Annotated in this window: 12 protein-coding genes and 2 pseudogenes; 4 read left to right on the forward strand and 10 right to left on the reverse strand. The window is 64.4% G+C overall.

The features are described 5' to 3' along the window. Positions 1-169: 169 nt before the first annotated feature. Both SPO_RS12775 and SPO_RS12780 read left to right on the forward strand, forming a co-directional pair. Entirely contained in the window at positions 170-856 is a 687-nt protein-coding gene (locus SPO_RS12775) for a M48 family metalloprotease (RefSeq protein ID WP_011048224.1), read from the forward strand. A 17-nt stretch (positions 857-873) separates the two neighbouring features. Next, the gene (locus SPO_RS12780) at positions 874-1,857 is read left to right on the forward strand and encodes an LLM class flavin-dependent oxidoreductase (RefSeq protein WP_044028468.1); all 984 of its coding nucleotides are present in this window, start codon (positions 874-876) and stop codon (positions 1,855-1,857) included. Here SPO_RS12780 and SPO_RS12785 read toward each other — a convergent pair. The 5 genes from SPO_RS12785 to SPO_RS12805 form a co-directional block, all read right to left on the reverse strand. Further along, positions 1,849-2,403: an RSP_2648 family PIN domain-containing protein gene (locus SPO_RS12785; protein ID WP_011048226.1), complete on the reverse strand. Its 555-nt coding sequence runs from the start codon at positions 2,401-2,403 to the stop codon at positions 1,849-1,851. The genes SPO_RS12780 and SPO_RS12785 overlap by 9 nt on opposite strands. Beyond that, complete coding sequence (locus SPO_RS12790; RefSeq protein WP_011048227.1) at positions 2,400-3,611, reverse strand: RSP_2647 family RNA methyltransferase; 1,212 nt, start codon at positions 3,609-3,611, stop codon at positions 2,400-2,402. Before SPO_RS12790 ends, SPO_RS12785 begins: the two co-directional genes overlap by 4 nt. A gap of 39 nt (positions 3,612-3,650) precedes the next feature. Further along, positions 3,651-4,427 carry a DUF6778 family protein gene (locus SPO_RS12795; RefSeq protein ID WP_011048228.1) on the reverse strand — a complete coding sequence of 259 codons (777 nt, stop codon included), beginning with the start codon at positions 4,425-4,427 and terminating at the stop codon, positions 3,651-3,653. Positions 4,428-4,555: 128 nt separating this feature from the next. Beyond that, the gene (locus tag SPO_RS12800) at positions 4,556-4,831 is read right to left on the reverse strand and encodes a hypothetical protein (RefSeq protein WP_011048229.1); all 276 of its coding nucleotides are present in this window, start codon (positions 4,829-4,831) and stop codon (positions 4,556-4,558) included. Next, a complete protein-coding gene (locus SPO_RS12805; RefSeq protein ID WP_011048230.1) occupies positions 4,815-7,616 on the reverse strand; it encodes a glutamine-synthetase adenylyltransferase in 2,802 nt (933 codons plus the stop codon). Before SPO_RS12805 ends, SPO_RS12800 begins: the two co-directional genes overlap by 17 nt. A gap of 82 nt (positions 7,617-7,698) precedes the next feature. Between SPO_RS12805 and SPO_RS12810 the strand changes: the two genes are divergently transcribed. After that, entirely contained in the window at positions 7,699-8,172 is a 474-nt protein-coding gene (locus SPO_RS12810; protein WP_011048231.1) for a YbaK/EbsC family protein, read from the forward strand. A gap of 710 nt (positions 8,173-8,882) precedes the next feature. Then, a pseudogene (locus tag SPO_RS22575) lies at positions 8,883-9,310 on the forward strand (IS5/IS1182 family transposase); the annotation flags it as partial. 289 nt (positions 9,311-9,599) lie between these two features. Here the strand turns inward: SPO_RS22575 and SPO_RS12820 are convergent. The 5 genes and pseudogenes from SPO_RS12820 to SPO_RS12840 form a co-directional block, all read right to left on the reverse strand. Beyond that, positions 9,600-10,540: pseudogene (locus tag SPO_RS12820) on the reverse strand (IS5 family transposase); the annotation flags it as partial. Between the two features lie 815 nt (positions 10,541-11,355). Then, on the reverse strand, positions 11,356-12,795 hold the full coding sequence (locus SPO_RS12825) for an amidase (protein WP_011048234.1): 1,440 nt from the start codon (positions 12,793-12,795) through the stop codon (positions 11,356-11,358). Positions 12,796-12,840: 45 nt separating this feature from the next. Next, positions 12,841-14,556, reverse strand: coding sequence for an AMP-binding protein (locus SPO_RS12830; protein ID WP_011048235.1), 1,716 nt, complete (start codon positions 14,554-14,556; stop codon positions 12,841-12,843). A gap of 3 nt (positions 14,557-14,559) precedes the next feature. Further along, on the reverse strand, positions 14,560-16,224 hold the full coding sequence (locus SPO_RS12835; protein ID WP_011048236.1) for an amidohydrolase: 1,665 nt from the start codon (positions 16,222-16,224) through the stop codon (positions 14,560-14,562). Next, complete coding sequence (locus SPO_RS12840; RefSeq protein WP_202807073.1) at positions 16,221-17,225, reverse strand: branched-chain amino acid ABC transporter permease; 1,005 nt, start codon at positions 17,223-17,225, stop codon at positions 16,221-16,223. Before SPO_RS12840 ends, SPO_RS12835 begins: the two co-directional genes overlap by 4 nt. Between the last annotated feature and the right edge of the window lie 14 nt (positions 17,226-17,239).

Genomic DNA, 17,239 nt, shown 5'->3' on the forward strand with positions numbered 1-17,239 from the left:
GATGCAACAAGCCCCCCGGTTGGACCCGGACAAAACCGGCGGAAACCCTGTCTGCGGTGGAGGATACAAGGGCAGAACTCTGCCCAGAAAAGCACCCTGCCCACCGGGCCGGCCCGTGATCGGCGGCTTGCCGCTTGCCCCGGGCCCCGGAACGCCCCATATCTGAACCATGTTGCGCGTCACCCCGATCCTGCTGGCGGTTCTCTACGCCTTTGCCATGTACCATTTCTCGGCCTGGCGGACCCGGCGCGAGCTGGATGCCCGCTCGACCGAGCTGGCCGACCCGGCGCTGAAACGGCTGACCGACCGGCTGGCGGCGGCCCTGGGCGTAGCCCGCGTGCCGGTGCATATCTACGAGATCGACCCGGTCAACGGGCTGGCCGCACCCGACGGGCGCATCTTCATCACCCGCGGGTTCTATCGCAAATATCAAAGCGGCGAGGTCACCGGCGAAGAGCTGACCTCGGTCATCGCGCATGAGCTGGGGCATGTTGCGTTGGGCCATTCGCGGCGCCGGATGATCGACTTTTCCGGCCAGAACGCCATGCGCACCGCGCTGGCCATGCTGCTGGGCCGGTTCATCCCCTTCTTCGGGGTCTGGATCGCCAATATGCTGACCACCCTGCTTGCCGCGCGGCTGAGCCGGGCGGACGAGTACGAGGCCGACGCCTATGCCGCCGCCCTGCTGACCAAGGCGGGTATCGGCGTGGCGCCGCAAAAGGCGCTGTTTCACAAGCTGGACGCGCTGACCGAACAGCGCGCCGGGGTGGCGCCCGCATGGCTGCTCAGCCACCCCAAAACGGCCGAGCGCATCGCCGCGCTCGACCGGCTCGAAGCGCGCTGGCAGGCGCATTGACCCCGGACCCGACCCGCATGCTCTATTCCCTGCTCGACCTTGCCCCGGTGCCCGAGGGCAGCGACATTCCCGAGGCGCTGGCCAACAGCGCCGATCTGGCCGCCCATGCCGAGGCCTTGGGCTATCACCGCTACTGGCTGGCCGAGCATCACAACATGCCCGGCATCGCCAGCGCCGCAACCGCGGTGCTGATCGGCCATATCGCCAGCCGGACCAGCACCATGCGGATCGGCGCGGGCGGCATCATGCTGCCCAACCATGCGCCCTACATGGTGGCCGAAGCCTTTGGCACTCTGGCGTCGCTTTATGGCGACCGCATCGACCTGGGCCTTGGCCGGGCGCCGGGCACCGACATGGCCACCGCGCGCGCGCTGCGCCGGGGTCTGTCACAACAGGACAGTTTCCCGCAGGATGTGATCGAGCTGATCGGCTTTCTCGGCCCCGAGGATCCAGAGGCGCGGGTGCGCGCCTTTCCCGGCCAGAACACCCATGTGCCGGTCTGGATCCTGGGGTCCAGCCTCTATGGTGCGCAACTGGCCGCGCAGTTGGGCCTGCCTTACGCCTTTGCCTCGCATTTCGCGCCGCAGGCGCTGGAGGAAGCGCTGCAGGTCTATCGCCGCAGCTTCCGCCCCTCGGTCTATCTGGGCCAACCTCATGCGATGATGGCAATCAATGTCTTTGCCGCCGAAACCGATGCCGAGGGGGTGCGCCTGCGCACCACCATGCAACAGGCCTTTGCCCGCCTCAGGTTGGGGCGGCCCGGCAAGCTGCCGGCACCGGTTGACGATATCGCCGCCCATCTGGATCGCGCCACGCTGGCCGGGGTGAATGCCGCGCTCAGCGTCTCGGCAGTGGGCAGCCCCGAGACGGTGCGCGCCGATCTGACCCACGTCATCGACCGTTATCAACCCGACGAAGTGATCCTGACCGGGCAAATCCACGATCACACCGCGCGCAAACGCTCGTTCGAGATCGCGGCCGGGATCCTGCGCTCACTCTGAGCGGTGGTGTTCCAGCGCCTTGCCCAGCCGGGGCAATCGTGCCTTCTTCATCAGACTGCGCAGGGTCCATGTCTCGCCCGACAGGCGGTTGGCCTCGTCCAGCACTTTTTCAGCCATGCGCGCGAAACCCGCAGGGTCGTCATTGAAAAATTGCAAAAGGAACGCATCCGGGTCGATCCGTTCCAGCCCTTCCTCGGCCAGGATATTGCGCGGGAAATCGGCGCGGTTGAGGGTCACGATCACATCCGCCGACCCGGCGATGGCGGTGGCCAGCACATGGATATCCGCCGGATCGGGCAGCCACAGCCGCGCCTCGACACCGGGCGCGGGCGGCACCTCGGCCCTCGGCCAGGCGGCGCGGGTCAGGGCGATCTCGGCGCGCGCCTGCGCCTCGCCCGCCGGTCCCAGCTTGACCGCCGCGCGCGCCCATTCCTCAAGGATGCGGGCCGACCAGAGCGGGGTGAAATGCCCCAGCCGCGCCGCGCCCAGCAGCATCTCGCGCATGACCGTGGGATAGATCACGCAAGTGTCGAGCACCGCTTTCACAGCCGGAAGAACACCGCCTTGAGATAACCGCTCTCGGCCAGTTGCGGCAGCTGCGGATGATCCGGACCGGCAAAGCCGGTATGGATCAGCTGCGCGCTGCGCCCGGCGCGGCCGATGCCGCGCACGCTGGCCTCGCGGAACCGCGACAGATCGGCGGCATGCGAGCAGGAGCAGAGACCCAGATAGCCGCCCGGTCGCACCAGCGCCGCGGCCAGCCGCGCCACCCGTTCATACGCGCGCAACCCCGCGTCCAGCGCCTGTTTCGAGGGCGCAAAGGCGGGCGGATCGCAGATCACCACGTCGAATGTCTCACCTTCCTCGGCCAGCGCGGTCAGCACGTCGAACGCGTCGCCCTGCCGCGTCTCGAACCGCCCGGCCAGACCCGAGGCAAGCGCCCCCTGCTCGGCCAGCGCCAGCGCCGGGGCCGACCCGTCGACCGCCAGCGCGCTGCCCGCACCGCCGGCCAGCATCGCCAGCGCAAACCCGCCCACATGAGAGAACACGTCGAGCACCCGCGTGCCCTGCCCCGCCAGCCGCGCGGCAAAGGCATGGTTCGGACGCTGGTCGTAGAACAGGCCGGTTTTCTGGCCGCCGGTCAGATCGGCCATATAGGTGGCACCGTTCATCAGCACCGGCACCGGCGCCGTGGGGGCGGCCCCGGCCAGCACCGCGTTCTGATCGTCCAGCCCTTCCAGCGCGCGGGTGCGCCCCGAGGCGTTCTTCAGTACCGTGCTGACACCGGTCACCTTGATCAGCGCCGCGCTCAGCAGCTCCAAATGCGCCTCGGCCCAGGCGGCGTTGGGCTGGATCACACAAGCCTCACCGAACCGGTCGATGATCACCCCCGGGAACCCGTCGGCCTCGGCATGGACGAGCCGGTAGAAGGGCGCATCAAACAGGCGCTCGCGCAGCGCCAGCGCCCGGGTCAGCCGCGCCTCGAACCAGGCGGCGTTCAACTCGGCCTCGGGATCGCGATCCAGCATCCGCGCCAGGATGCGCGAGCCGGGATTGACCGCCACCAGCCCCAGGGGCGCGCGGTTGTCATCCTCGAGCACCGCGACCGTGCCCGGCGCGATCTTGCGGGTGCGGCGGTCGGTGACCACCTCGTTGTCGAACACCCAGGGCGCGCCGTGACGGATGGCACGGGCGTTTGCCTTGGGCTTCAGGCGGATGCGGGGACGGTCAAAAACGTCAGAGGGCGCTGTCATGAGCGCCCTCTTAATCTCATTCCCGGTGGCTGGGAAGTGTCAGAGGCGATTCATCACCTGGATGATGCCCAGCGAGGCGTTCTTGTAGCCTTCGGGGTTGGTCAGCTCCTGCCGGATCACCTCGGCCAGATGGCCCGTGATGCGAACCTTCTGGGTCTGGCCGCGGGCCTCGGCATTGATCGCCTGCTGGCCGCCAAAGGCCTCGAGATCGGCGCGGACTTCGCGCGGCGGCATCAGCTGCGCGCCGGTGGCCGGGTCCTTGAGGACGATGTCAAAGGTGATCGCATGCACACCACCGGTGGTATAGCGCGCCTTTTCTGTCAGTGCGTGAAAGCGTTTGACGACGATTTCCAGATCGGCCTTGACCGGACCGCTCAGCGGGCTGACGCCGCGCACCATCGCGTCCTGCACGATCTTCTGCACCTGGGCGTGACGGTCGCCGATCGGATCCTCGCGCCAGACGATGTCGCCGCGCGGCAGATAGCTGTTGCGCTCGGAAACCTTCAGCGAGCGCGGCACCAGCACGGTGACCGAGTTGATCGAGACCGGCGCCTGTCCAGCGGCCAGAGCCGGGTTGCCCGGATCCTGGGTGGCAGCGCGGGCAACGCTGTCGGTCTGCGGGATCATCACCTGACCAACCGCTGCGGCGGGCTGGACCCGGTATTCCGGCTGAAGCAGGTCATAACCCGCCGGGGCCGCAACCGAGGTGTTCGGCAATTGTTCGTAAGGGGCGTTCCGGGTGGGAACGTCGACTGCCGTGCAGGCTGCAACCGACAGGCCCAGACCGGCAAGCAGGATCATCCGCATGGTTTTCATGTCTCTTCTCCTTTTTCGGGTCTGCGGCTCCCACAGCCATGCCCGTTTGAGGAGAATTTGCCCGGCAATTTGGGCAACTTTGCGTCAAATTCGGTACGTTTCAGAGATTGTTTCCGAACCGCGATCACTCAGTTTCTGGGCCGGCTCCGCCAGCCGCCGCGCCGGCGGGGGGCCTGCTCGGCGGCCAGACCGTCCTGCATGACGGCGGTCATCGGGTGGTCGGGCGCCTCGGCTCCATAGCGGCCGTGCAGGTCCGCCAGCGACGCGCGCTGGTCGCTGCCTACCGGCAGGCTAAGCGCCCAGTCCAGAAAGATCGTGCGGCATTCGGGGGCTGTGATCCCCTCGATCCGATAGGCCTCGTAGATCAACCCCTTGGGGTCATGCGGGTCACCCGTCTTCGGCATCCTCTGTTCCTCCCACCGCCGCGCCGATCAGCGCCGCTGCTTCGGCATATGTCGTCTCCAGCGCCGCTTGCAGCGACGCCATATCCTGAAACCCGGTGCTGCGGCAGAGGAAGGCCGCGCCGCCCTCGCCGATCCGCTCCGCGTCGATCATCTCGCCCGACAGCAGCCGCGCCGCCGTCTGTACCGACCAGCATAGGTCATAGGCGCGAGTCAGCGACTGCGCATCCGCGACATTCAACCATCCGGCGGCGACCGCACCTTGCAGGCCCTGCGCCACGTCACGCGCGGCGCTGCCCGACAACAGCGCGCCGGTCTGGGCCACCAGTTCGATATCCAGCATCCGGCCCGGCCCGGTCTTGGCGTCCCACACCCCGGCGGGCTGTTTCGCCGCCGCCAGCCGGGCGCGCATCTCACCCACCTCGCGCAGCACCTTGTCGCGGTCGGCGGGGCGGTTCAGCAGTTCCTGGCGAAAGCGCTCGATATCTTCGCCCAGCGCGACCGAACCCGCCACCGGGCGGGCGCGGGTCAGCGCCAGATGTTCCCACACCCAGGCCTCGTTCAGCTGATATTCGGTAAAGCTGGTCCAGCTGGTCGCCACCGGCCCCTGGGTCCCCGAGGGGCGCAGGCGCATGTCGACCTCGTACAGCCTGCCCTGCGACATCGGCGCAGTCAGCGCGGTGATCAGCGCCTGCGTGAGCCGCGCGTAATAGGGCCGGGTCGCCAGCGGGCGCGGCCCGTCCGAACCTTCGGCGTCTTCGGGGTCATAGATCACGATCAGGTCAAGATCGGATTGCGCGTTGATCCGCCCTGCCCCCAGCGAGCCCATGCCCAGCACCGTGGCGCCACGCCCGGGCGGGTTGCCATGTTTGCGGGCGAACTGCGCCTCGACCACCGGGAACAGCGCCGAGATCACCGCCTCGGCCAGTTCGGCATATTGCGCACCGGCTCGGGCGCCGTCTATCAGCCCGCGCAGGTGATGCACGCCGATGCGGAAATGCCATTCCTTGGTCCAGCGCCGCGCCATGTCGAGCCGGGTTTCATAATCGTCCTCGGCGGCCAGACGCTCGGCCAGATCGGCGCGCAGCGCCGCCCCGCCCGGCCAGTCGTCAAAGAACGAACCACCGATCACCGCATCAAAGACCGAGGCGTTGCGCGACAGAAAGGTCGCCAGCGTGTGGCTGGTGCCGACGATATCGACCAGCAGGTCGATCAGTTGCGGATTGGCCTCGAACAGGGAGAACAGCTGCACCCCCGCCGGCAGCCCGGCCAGGAACCCATCGAGCGCCAGCAGCGCCTCGTCCGGTTTCGCGGTGCGCGCCAGCCGCGCCAGCAATTCGGGCTTCAGCCGTTCGAAGATGCGCCGCCCCCGTTGCGAGCGCAGCGCCGGATAGGTGGGCCAGCGCGACAGGACATTGTCGTCAAACACCACCTCTGCCGGCATGGCAGGCGCCGGGGCAGCGCCGGTATCGGGGGCAAAGAAATCCTCGGTCAGCCCGTGCACCTCGGTCAGGCGCCGGGTCAGATCGGCCCGCAGTTCGGTGGCGTCGATCCCCATCAGGCAGGCCACGCGGGCAATGCCCTCTTCGGTTTGCGGAATGCGGTGGGTCTGGGCGTCATGCACCATCTGGATGCGGTGTTCGACCTCGCGATGGGCGCGGTAGTGGCGGGTCAGCGCCTCGGCCACCTCGGAGGGCACCCAGCCCTTGGCCGCCAATGCCGCCAACCCCTCGACAGTGCCGCGCAGGCGCAGGTCACGGTCGCGCCCGCCCGCGATCAACTGCCGGGTCTGGGTAAAGAACTCGATCTCGCGGATACCGCCCCGGCCCAGCTTCATGTCATGGCCCGCAATGGTCAGGGCGCCGCCGGTGCCCTTGTTCTCGCGAATGCGCAGGCGCATGTCATGGGCGTCCTGAATGGCAGCGAAATCCAGATGGCGGCGCCAGACAAAGGGGCGCAGGGTTTCCAGGAACCGCGCCCCCGCCGCCAGATCGCCCGCGCAGGGCCGCGCCTTGATATAGGCGGCGCGCTCCCAGGTGCGGCCAAGGCTTTCGTAATAATGCTCTGCCGCCTCCATCGCCAGACAGACCGGGGTGACCGCCGGATCGGGGCGCAGCCGCAGATCGGTGCGGAACACATAGCCATCGGCGGTCTTGTCGCTGAGCGTGGCGCAGAAATTGCGGGTGGCGCGCACCATACCCTGACGCGCCTCGAAGAAATCGTCGGGGTCATAGCGGGTTTCGTCAAACAGCACGATCAGGTCGATGTCCGAGCTGTAGTTCAGCTCATGCGCGCCCATCTTGCCCATGGCCAGGATCACCATCCCGGCGGCGGTCTCCACATCCGCCTCGGTCTGGCCCGGCAGTTTGCCGCGCCGGATCAGGGCGGCGATCTCGGCCTTGGCGGCCAGATCGGCGGCCAGCGCACCGAAATCGGTCAGCAGCGCGGTCACCTTTTCCAGCGGCCAGGCGCCCGCCAGATCGGCGAGCGCGGTCAGCAGCGCCAGCCGCCGCTTGGCCCGGCGCAGCCCCGGTTTCAGCTGATCGGGCGGCAGCGCGCGGGCAGCGGCCAGTTCGGCCGCCACCGCGGCATCGGCATCGTTCAGCGCGGGCGCCAGCCAGGCGGCCTCGGCCCGCATCAGCCCCATCAGATAAGGGCTGGTGCCCCCCGTCCCGGCCACCAGATCGGCCAGATCGCCCCCCAGATCGGGCAGCAGGGCGCGCGCCTCTGCCCCCAGATCGGGATCATAGGCACGGGGGAGTCGGGTGATGGCAAGGCGTGTACTCATGCGCCAAATAGCGCAGCCGCCCCACCCGCCGTCAATGCGTCAAAACTTGACCTTTGCCCCCTGTCTCGGGCAGCTCTGGGGCATGAGCAAAAGCCTGAAACGGGTGCGCGCGGCGCTTGAGGCCGCAGAGATCACCACCGAAATCCGCGAGACCGGCAATGCCCGCACTGCCGAGGACGCCGCCGCCGCTGTCGGCTGCGCGCTCAACCAGATCGTCAAATCCATCATCTTTCAGGCGCGCGACGGCGATGCGTTGGCGCTGTTCCTGACCGCGGGCGGCAACCAGGTCGACCCGGATGCCGCCACCGCCCTGTTCGGCAAGCCGCTGGCGCGCGCCGATGCCGATACGGTGCGGCGGAAAACCGGATTTGCCATTGGCGGTGTCGCGCCGGTGGGGCATCTGTCGCCGCCCAGGTGCTTCCTGGACCCCGCGTTGATGGGGTTTCCGCTGGTCTGGGCCGCCGCCGGCACGCCGCGACATGTGTTTGCCATAGCACCTGATCGGTTACACAGCCTGACCGGGGCACGGATCGCGGATTTCGTGAAAGTCGGTTAGGGCCCTGCCCTAGATCAGCGTCAGCGCCTGGCTGAGCAGCACCGCCCAGCATCCGCCGCCCAGCAGCACACCGGGCAACAGCCACCACCCCGACTGCATCCGGTTCTCCCGCTGCAGCCTGTCGTGGCTCGATCTGTTTGCGCCAGATGTCGGCATTGGGTCAGGTATACTTTCTGATAGGGGTGTGAACCTAAAGGACAGGAAAACCTATTGATATTGGACAATCAAGACTGCAATTCCCGCAAGAAGCACGAAGAGCCCGGGAGAACCCGGGTAACACCTTTGAAAACAAAGCATTAAGCAGGGCACACCAGCACCGAAAATAACAGAGCCGCTGTCTTTCAAACTCCGCAAAAATCGGCCGGCATCGCAAAGACGGCTGCTTTCTTTGTGCTAGCCCTTTCATCTGACAAAAATCAATTTAGAAGATTGTTAAATAAGGGAAATTCATCCTTCCATGAAGTTGAAGCATCTGATTGGAAAGCTACCCCAGCAGAGGCACGGAGAAGCGGCTTCATGCAAATAAAAATCCGCATATCCAAAGGGTTACTTGTCAAGTGAGTGCATCAACCCAGCCCGAAAGCTGGAAGCGAGTTCGAGCGCTTCAATCTCAGCCATCATGACAGTCTCTTTCACCAATAGGGAATTTACCTACCGCGAATCACCTAGGGGTTGCATTGCCGACCCAGACGCCTCTCTTCCTGCGCAGGAGCCAGATACTGGCCGACGAAGTGATCGGACGTGTCACCGCCGACGGCGCCTGCGAAACGCGAAAATACCACGATGCCATTGCTGACCACGGCGCGCATGCGTTCGGGTATTCTTGCGAACCAGTGGCTGTCATGCCCGAACTCCCACCCCGCAGGAATGCAAAGCAATGGAAGACATCACCGCCGGGGCGGCTGCACGAAACGAAGCACAGTGTGCCTCGAACTACCTCGGCCGGACGCTGTGGCGACGAAGGAGCGGATATCACCGCCGAAGCCGCCTCGAAACCAGGATGCATTGCGTGAAACTGCTGGGCCAGCAGCTCATGGCACGGGACCTCGATCGGCAGGTGGCCGAGCTTCAGGTCCGGATCGCCGTCCCAAATCTCTACACCGCGCTCGGCATTCCCGTCACAGTGGCCTTGGGATAAGTCCGCCCGGGGAAAGGGGCAGTCCGGCCATCAGCCAATTTGGGCAACCGAGCCATCTGAGGAAAGCTTTGCCCCCATTACATGTAGGGAGTACGGGTACATAAGATCTGAACCACCCTACTCGACCCTTCTCCCTATTCGGCATAGCTTCAACGCCAAATCCCGGTGACAGGTGAGATCATGGATACGCTTCTTTTCATCAGTTTTTTGACGGCGACCTTGTTGGTTGTTGTGGCTCTGTTGCACAAAGCCTCTGATGTCCGAGGTTCCCCTTTCCCGGACGGAAATAGCCCACGACCTCTATGACAGGGATGCCAAGCGCAGTGTAGGCGTTCATGACGGCGATAGGGAACTGAACGTCCGCGACCTGCCGGTCAAAGTCTCGAGCCATGAGTCGCTGCCCCAGCAGTTTCATGCAGTGCATCTTGGTTTCGGCACGGCCTCGTCGGTGGTATCCGCTCCTGTTTCGCCAGATCGCGCGGCCGAGGTATTTCGCCGCCCGTGGGGCCTCGTTTCTGGCTACCTCACCCGTGGTGACGGTCTTCAACGGCTTCGCATTTTTTCGAGGTGGGATGACAGCATGAGCACCGCGCTCGGCGATGGCGTCATGGCATTTTCGGGTATCATAGGCACCGTCTGCGGTAACGCTCGCAATCTCCTCCTCGGCCGGGATCTGGCTGAGCAGGTCAGGCAGGACAGGGGCATCGCCGATATGGCTCCCGGTGATCTCGACGGCCCGAACCTCCAGCGTATGCTCGTCGATCCCGAGATGGATCTTTCGCCAGACGCGCCGTTTGGCGCCGCCGTGCTTGCGCGCGTGCCATGCGCCTTCGCCCTCGACCTTGATACCGGTGCTGTCGATCAGCAGATGCAGCGGCCCCTTGGAGCCACGATACGGAATGTTGACGGCCAAGGTCTTCCGGCGACGGGACAGGGTGCTGAAGTCTGGCACCGTCCAGTTCAGGCCGATTAGGCGCAGCAGGCTCTCGACGAACCCGGTCGTCTGACGCAACGCCATGCCGAACAGCACCTTCTTGAAAGGCAGGTCTGGATGGCAGCATCGCTATAGCTCTTCTGGCGACCTCGCCTGCCTGATGGCGCGGCCTCCCAGCTCATCTCGGGGTCGAACCAGATCGTCAGCGAGCCACGGCGCTTGAGCGCTTCATTGTAGGCCGGCCAGTTCTTGGTCTTGTAGGTCGGGGGGGTCTGCTCATATCGACCAGCTACCAAGCTGGATTCACGAGATAAATCCCTCACGGGATTTGTGCAACAAAGCCTCTAGCCAGTCGACCGCACTTCGATCTTTCGCCCATAGAGAATTGCACCGCTTTCGATGAACGGCGGCTTGTCCCGCCGCGCTGTAGCGACGTCCTTCGAGCCGCCGCAGTGATGATATCTCTGCGAGCGCGCGCATCAAGAATTTGACACTTCCATTACGGGCTCAGACCCCGGTTTCGCCGTCGCTGGCACAAACCTCGGTTTCCAGGACGCGAACGGTGGCGATTTACCAGCGACGCAGCCGGATCAAGGGCCTGCACAAATTTTGGCGATGGCGGGTTCCCTGGCGCCCGCTACAACACCCTTTCTGCATGAGCATTCGGCGGCAAAGAGCTCAACCTGTGAATCCAGATCTCCTGCTGCGTGCGCTCGCAGCGTGAAAACCACTACATGAGCGAGATACCTCATACCGCAACGCAGCCGAAGCAGCGGCCATTGATGCGCAGCGCAGCGAAGAAGTCTGTGGCAAGGAACAGAGTGCGGACTTGTCTGTCATTCATCTTTCGTACTTCGCTGACGCAGTAACGCTTCTTGCTTGCGGCATGTCTATCGCTGCAATGCAGCCCATGTTGCAGAAGCGATCATTCCAGTATGAATTTTACTAATCCTGCGCGGCTCGGTAGCGCGATCCAGAACGGTGTCAAAACACGAGAGTAAGGGATACGTGCCCATGACAAGTCGCGCGCCAAGAGCAGCTTCGATAGTATCAAGGCCAGCGCATCTCATCTCTCCCGATGGCCTGTGCCCACGCCCGGCCTCTCCAGCGTTCAGAGATTGGCGACGGAAACCGCCGGGCGGCGCGCGGGCCAGTCCGTCGCGTCTTCCAACTGGGCCGACAGGTTCAGCAGAATATCCTCCCGTGCCAGCGACGTGGCAATCTGCACACCGGCCGGCAGCCCCTCGACCAGGCCGGTGGGCACGGTGATCGCGGGTTGGCCTGTCACGTTGAAAGGCGCGGTCGCGTTGAAGCGGCTGAAGAGCTCATCATAGAACCGCCGCGCGCTCCAGCCGGGATGGTTCTGGTCCAGCACGCCCAGCGGAATGGGCGGTGCGGCAAAGGGCGGCAGGATCACGGCATCGTAGCCTGCAAAGAACGCGCCCATCTGGTGACCGGTCATGCCCATGATCTGCACCGCTTCCATAATGTCTACCGCTGACATGGCCTGGCCGTCCTGGATCCCCTTCAATGTGCAGGTTTCGTACACATCAGTGCTTGCCGGAATGCCAAAAGCTGTTGTGAGCGTCTTGGAAGCAGCGGCCAGCGTGGCCATCCAGAACCGGTAGTTTGCCGCATGGAATTGTTCGTGTTCCAGCGGGACGTGGTCAATTTCCTCAACCGTGTGGCCAAGGTCAGCCAGAAGTTTCCCAACACGAACGACCTCGGCCGACATGCCCGCATCAGTTGGGGCCGCGCCCTGAAACCCGGTTGGTGCAATGGCTACTCTGAGACCCTGCATCGGGGTTTTGATGCTGTCGCTGTAGGATGTCACGGGGTTCGCCAGAGGAATGAATGATCCCGCCTCGGGGCCTGCAACAAGATCCAGCAATGCTGCGGCATCCCGTGTCGTTCTGGTCACCGCGAATTCGATCCCGAGCCCCAGAATGGCAAGCTGCGCATCTGGGCCGAGCGGCGTGCGCCCTCGGCTGGGCTTCAGCCCGACGACCCCACAACAGGCTGCTGGGATACGAATGGAACCACCGCCATCATTGGCATGTGCCATAGGCACAACCCCAGCGGCCACGGCAGCCGCCGCGCCGCCGCTGGAACCGCCGGTGGTGCGGGACGGATCCCACGGGTTACGGCTGGGCCCCGTTGCAACCGACTCAGTGGTGGCGTTGAAGCCGAATTCCGGCGTCGTGGTGCGCCCCAGCGTGTTTAGCCCCGCCGCCTTGAAGCGCCGCATCAACTCGCCATCGTGCGGCGCAACATACACATCGTTGTCCAGCAGCCGTGTGCCCATCCCCTGCGGCACTCCCGCCGCCGTCATCATGATATCCTTGATCAGGAAGGGCACCCCGGCGAAGGCGCCCGAACCATCACCCGCTATGGGGGGGGCGATGGTGTCCACCATGAAATTCAGCTGTGGGTTCACGGCGGCAATGCCACGTCGTGCTGCGTCGGTCAGCTCGTCTGCCGAGACCTCTTTGCGGGCGACCAGATCGGCCAACCCTGTGGCGTCATAGGATGCGTATTCGCTCAGCTTCATGTTCGTTTCTCCCGTCTTTGGGTCGACTGTTGTCGTTGCGTGGCTTTAGTCCGACGCCCCTGCATGGCCCAGCATTTCGACCATCCGGTCGCGCATGATGAATTTCTGTGGTTTGCCGGTGATGGTCATCGGCAGTTCTGTTACGATGCGGACATGACGGGGCACCTTGAAATGGGCGATTTGCCCCCGGCAATAGGTGCGAACGTCTTCGGCGGAAATCTCGCACCCGGGCTTGGCGACGACCCAGGCGCAGACCTCTTCGCCCATCCGCGCATCGGGGATGCCAAAGACCTGCACCTCCTTGATGTCGGGATGGCCGAACAGGAATTCCTCGATCTCGCGCGGATAGATGTTCTCGCCGCCCCGGATGATCATGTCCTTGACCCGCCCGGTGATGGTGCAGAACCCATCCGCGTCCAACACCGCCAGGTCGCCGGTATGCATCCAGCCATCACGGATCGCCTCGGCGGTTCGTTCAGGATCGTCCCAATATCCCTGCATCACCGAATAGCCGCGCGTGCACAGCTCTCCCTGAACGCCTACGGGCACCGTATTACCGGTGTCATCGACGATCTTGACCTCCAGGTGGGGGTGGATCCGGCCTACGGTCTCGCACCGCTTTTCTGTGCTGTCGTCGACAAAGCTCTGAAAGGACACGGGCGAGGTTTCGGTCATGCCGTAGCAGATCGTCACCTCGCCCATGTGCATCCGGTCGTTGACCTGTTTCATCACGTCGACCGGACAGGGAGACCCCGCCATGATACCCGTACGCAGCGACGACAGATCGCGCGATGTTGTCGCCAGTTCCTGCAACATCGCCACGAACATTGTCGGTACGCCATAGAGCGCGGTGCAGCGTTCCGCCTCGACCGTGTCCAATGTCTGGGCCGGGTCAAAGGCTTCGCCCGGAAACACCATTGCCGCGCCTTTGCTGACCGCCCCCAGCACGCCCATCACCATGCCGAAACAGTGATAGAGCGGCACCGGGATCGCCAGCCGGTCCCGTTCGGACAAGTTGATCCGGTCGGTCACGAACCGCGCGTTATTGACGATGTTGCGATGCGTCAGCGTGGCCCCCTTGGGCTGGCCGGTCGTGCCCGATGTGAACTGGATGTTGATCGGATCGTCCGGGTTAAGTGTCTTGTCGATATCCGGCAGACGGGCACGGTGTTCGGCACCGCCCATTCGGGCAATTTCGCCAAACGCCCATTCACCGCATTGGCCCGCGTTTTCACCCATGACGATGACATGCCGCAGATCAGGAAGCCTTGCGGTCCGCAGCCCGCCTTTGTCGCAGGATGCCAGTTCCGGCGCGAGGGTGCGGATCATTTCCACGTAATCCGAAGCCTTGAACGCAGGCGCCAGCACCAGCGCCTTGCAGCCCACCTTGTTAAGGGCATATTCCAGTTCGCTCAGGCGATAGGCCGGGTTGATGTTGACCAGGATCACGCCGATCCTTGCGGTGGCGAATTGCGTGAGAACCCATTCAACCCGGTTGGGCGACCAGATGCCGAGACGGTCGCCCTTTTGCAGCCCAAGCGCCAGAAACCCGCAGGCAAGGTCATCCACCGCTTGCGCAAACGCGTCGTAGCTCAGCCGCGCACCCGCAAAGATCAGCGCGTCGTTTGCCCCGCCGCGCGCGACGGTCGTGTGAAGCAATTGCGGGATCGTGGCATTGGACAGGTCCGGCTGGCTTGCTCCCTGAACATGGGAAAGACCATCCTGCGCTGCCAAACCGGCGTTTACGTTTTGCTGGGCCATCTCCTAAGCCTCCCAAGTTATTTCGCCACCGCACAGCGTTAGCGCGGCACGGGCCGTGTCGATTTCTTCTGATGCAAGCGCCTCGAGATCCCGATCCATCACGACGATATCGGCCTGCATGCCTGGCGCGATCCGGCCCAGGCGGTGTTCGTCGAACCCCGCATAGGCGCCACCTGCCGTATAGCCATGCAGCGCCTCCGTCAGCGACAGGCGATTGTCGGGGCAGTCATCATCCCACCTGGGGCGGGTCATGGCCGCCCTGACGCCGCGCATCGGATTGATATCCGACACCGGCCAATCCGATGAAAAGGCAAGCGGGACACCGTCGCTCAATAGGGCACGGACCGGAAAGGCCTGCGGCCAGCGCCCCTGACCAGCCTTGGTGCGCCACGGCTCCAGCGGAAAATCCATAGCACCAGGCGGGTGCGGCGGCTGCATGGAGGCCACGACGCCCAGTTCGCGCAGGCGATGGGCATCGTCGGGATGCAAGAGTTCGATATGCTCGATCCGGTGACGGCTGTCGCGTGCGCCATTGGCCCTGCGCGCGGCCTCGTACCCATCCAGCACGCGCCGGACGGCAGCGTCGCCAATGGCATGCACACTGATCTGCAGCCCGCGCCTGTCGGCCTCGACCGCCGCGGCGGTGAAGGCTTCGGCTGAATGCAAGGCCTCGCCGCACCACCCGGTGCGGTCGGCATAGTCCCCGACCAGAAACGCCGTGCCGCTGTCGATCACCCCGTCCATGAACATCTTGATCCGCCCGGACCGCAGCCGGTCAGAGCGATAGGTCTCGTGCATCCAACTGGCTTCGTCCAGAGAGCTCAGCGGTTTTTCCGGGGTCAGGTGAAACGGCACTTCGGTGCGGCAGATCAGTTCGCCCCGGTCTTCGAGTTCACGCAGCAGGGCAAGCTGATAGAGGTTGCCGTCCATGTTGTGCAGGCTGGTGAAACCGAAAGAGGCGCAGTATTTCAGCCCTTCCTTTATCACGCGCAGATCGTCATCGCGTTGGGCTGCTGTCAACTCAACGCTCGGTTCCAGCCCCATCAACCCGAGGTTTTCCCGCCCGCCGGAGGACCGCAGTGACAGCACCGGATCAATCGCCGCCTGTTCGCGCAATTCGCCAGTGGCGGTACCGTCCGGCCCCATGACAATTTCGTTGCCTGTGGGCAAATCGCGCCCTTGCAATATGCCCGCGCGCTCCAGCGCCGCCGTGTTGGCCCAGGCGGTATGATGGTCCCCCGCAATCAGGATGAACGGGCGGTCGCTCAGGATGTCATCCAGCAATTGCCGGGTCGTAGCAATTCCGTCACCGAAAAGGTTGTAATCCGCCGCCTTGCAGATCAGCAACGCCGCATCGGGGTTGGCCGCCGCATAGGGATGCAGCCTTTCCCGCAGCGCCGCCGCCCCGCGCACAGTGTCGAGATGCAGCATCCGCAGGCCAGCAGCCCCCAGAAACAGGTGCAGATGCGCCTCGACCATGCCGGGCATCACCGTGTTGCCCTGCGCGTCGAAGCGGCGGGTATCGGGGCCAGCCAACTCGGCGATCTCGTCCCGCCCGCCCACCGCAAGGATCGCCCCGCCCCGCAGGGCGACGGCTTCGGCGCGCGGTGCGGCTGCATTCATGGTAAGCACGCGGCCGTTTTCAATGATGAAATCGGCAGTGGTCATACTGTCGACCCTTCTTCATTTTTCGAAGCCTTTCGGCCCAGCATTTGGCGAAACTGCCGCACTGACCCGGCCAGCCCCTTGGGCATCACCACGACAAAGACGATCAGCGCCACCCCGAGGATGAGATCACGCGCATCGCCCATGCCCTTGGAGAACTCGATGATCAACATCATCGTGCCCGCCCCAATGATCGGCCCCCAGGTCGACCCGACGCCGCCAACGACGACCATCGACAACACGAACAGCAGCGTCGAGAAATCGAACAGGCTGGGCCCGGCGGCACGGAAGTGCCCGGCATAGATCGCCCCGGCCAGCCCGGTCAGAAAGGCCGAGATGGCAAAGGCCGCGATCTGGTATTTCCGGCGGTCGATGCCGCGGCTGCTGGCATAACCCACATTGTCGCGGATGGCGCGAAAGGCCAGGCCCAGCCGCCCGTGGATGATCACGACGATGCCCAGGATCGTCACGGCAAAGGCCAGCAGGGCGACATAGTAATTCCCCAGGATCCAGTTGCCCCGAAGCAGTTTCCGGAACCCGAAATCTTCGAACTGTGAGAAACCCGCCGCCCCGCCGAACATTTGCTGGCAGGAGTTGCGGACCATCGTGAAACACTCGGTCTCGGTGATGATCAGAACATGAACCATCCCGACGATGGCATAGGTCAGCAAGGCCACATAGGCACCCGTCAGGCGCAGGCAGGCCAGCCCGATGAAAAACGCAAGGATCGCCGAAACGACAGCTGCCAAAGGCAGGGCCGCCCAGATCGAAACGCCGAGGTAGGATGTGCCCATCGCGACGGAATAGGCACCGGTGGCGAAGAACAGCATCTGGGCCAGTGAAAAGACGCCGGCATGCCCCATCAGCAGGTTCCAGTTCATCGCGACCATCGCCCAGAGAAAGAACAGGATAACCTCGCCCAAAAGGTATCGCTGTGTCATGACCAGCGGCAGCGCGGCAAAGCCCGCGACGATCAGCACCGACACCAGAAGATGCCGTTTCAAGGAATGTGACTGGT

This window comes from Ruegeria pomeroyi DSS-3, from assembly GCF_000011965.2.
Classification (GTDB): domain Bacteria; phylum Pseudomonadota; class Alphaproteobacteria; order Rhodobacterales; family Rhodobacteraceae; genus Ruegeria_B; species Ruegeria_B pomeroyi.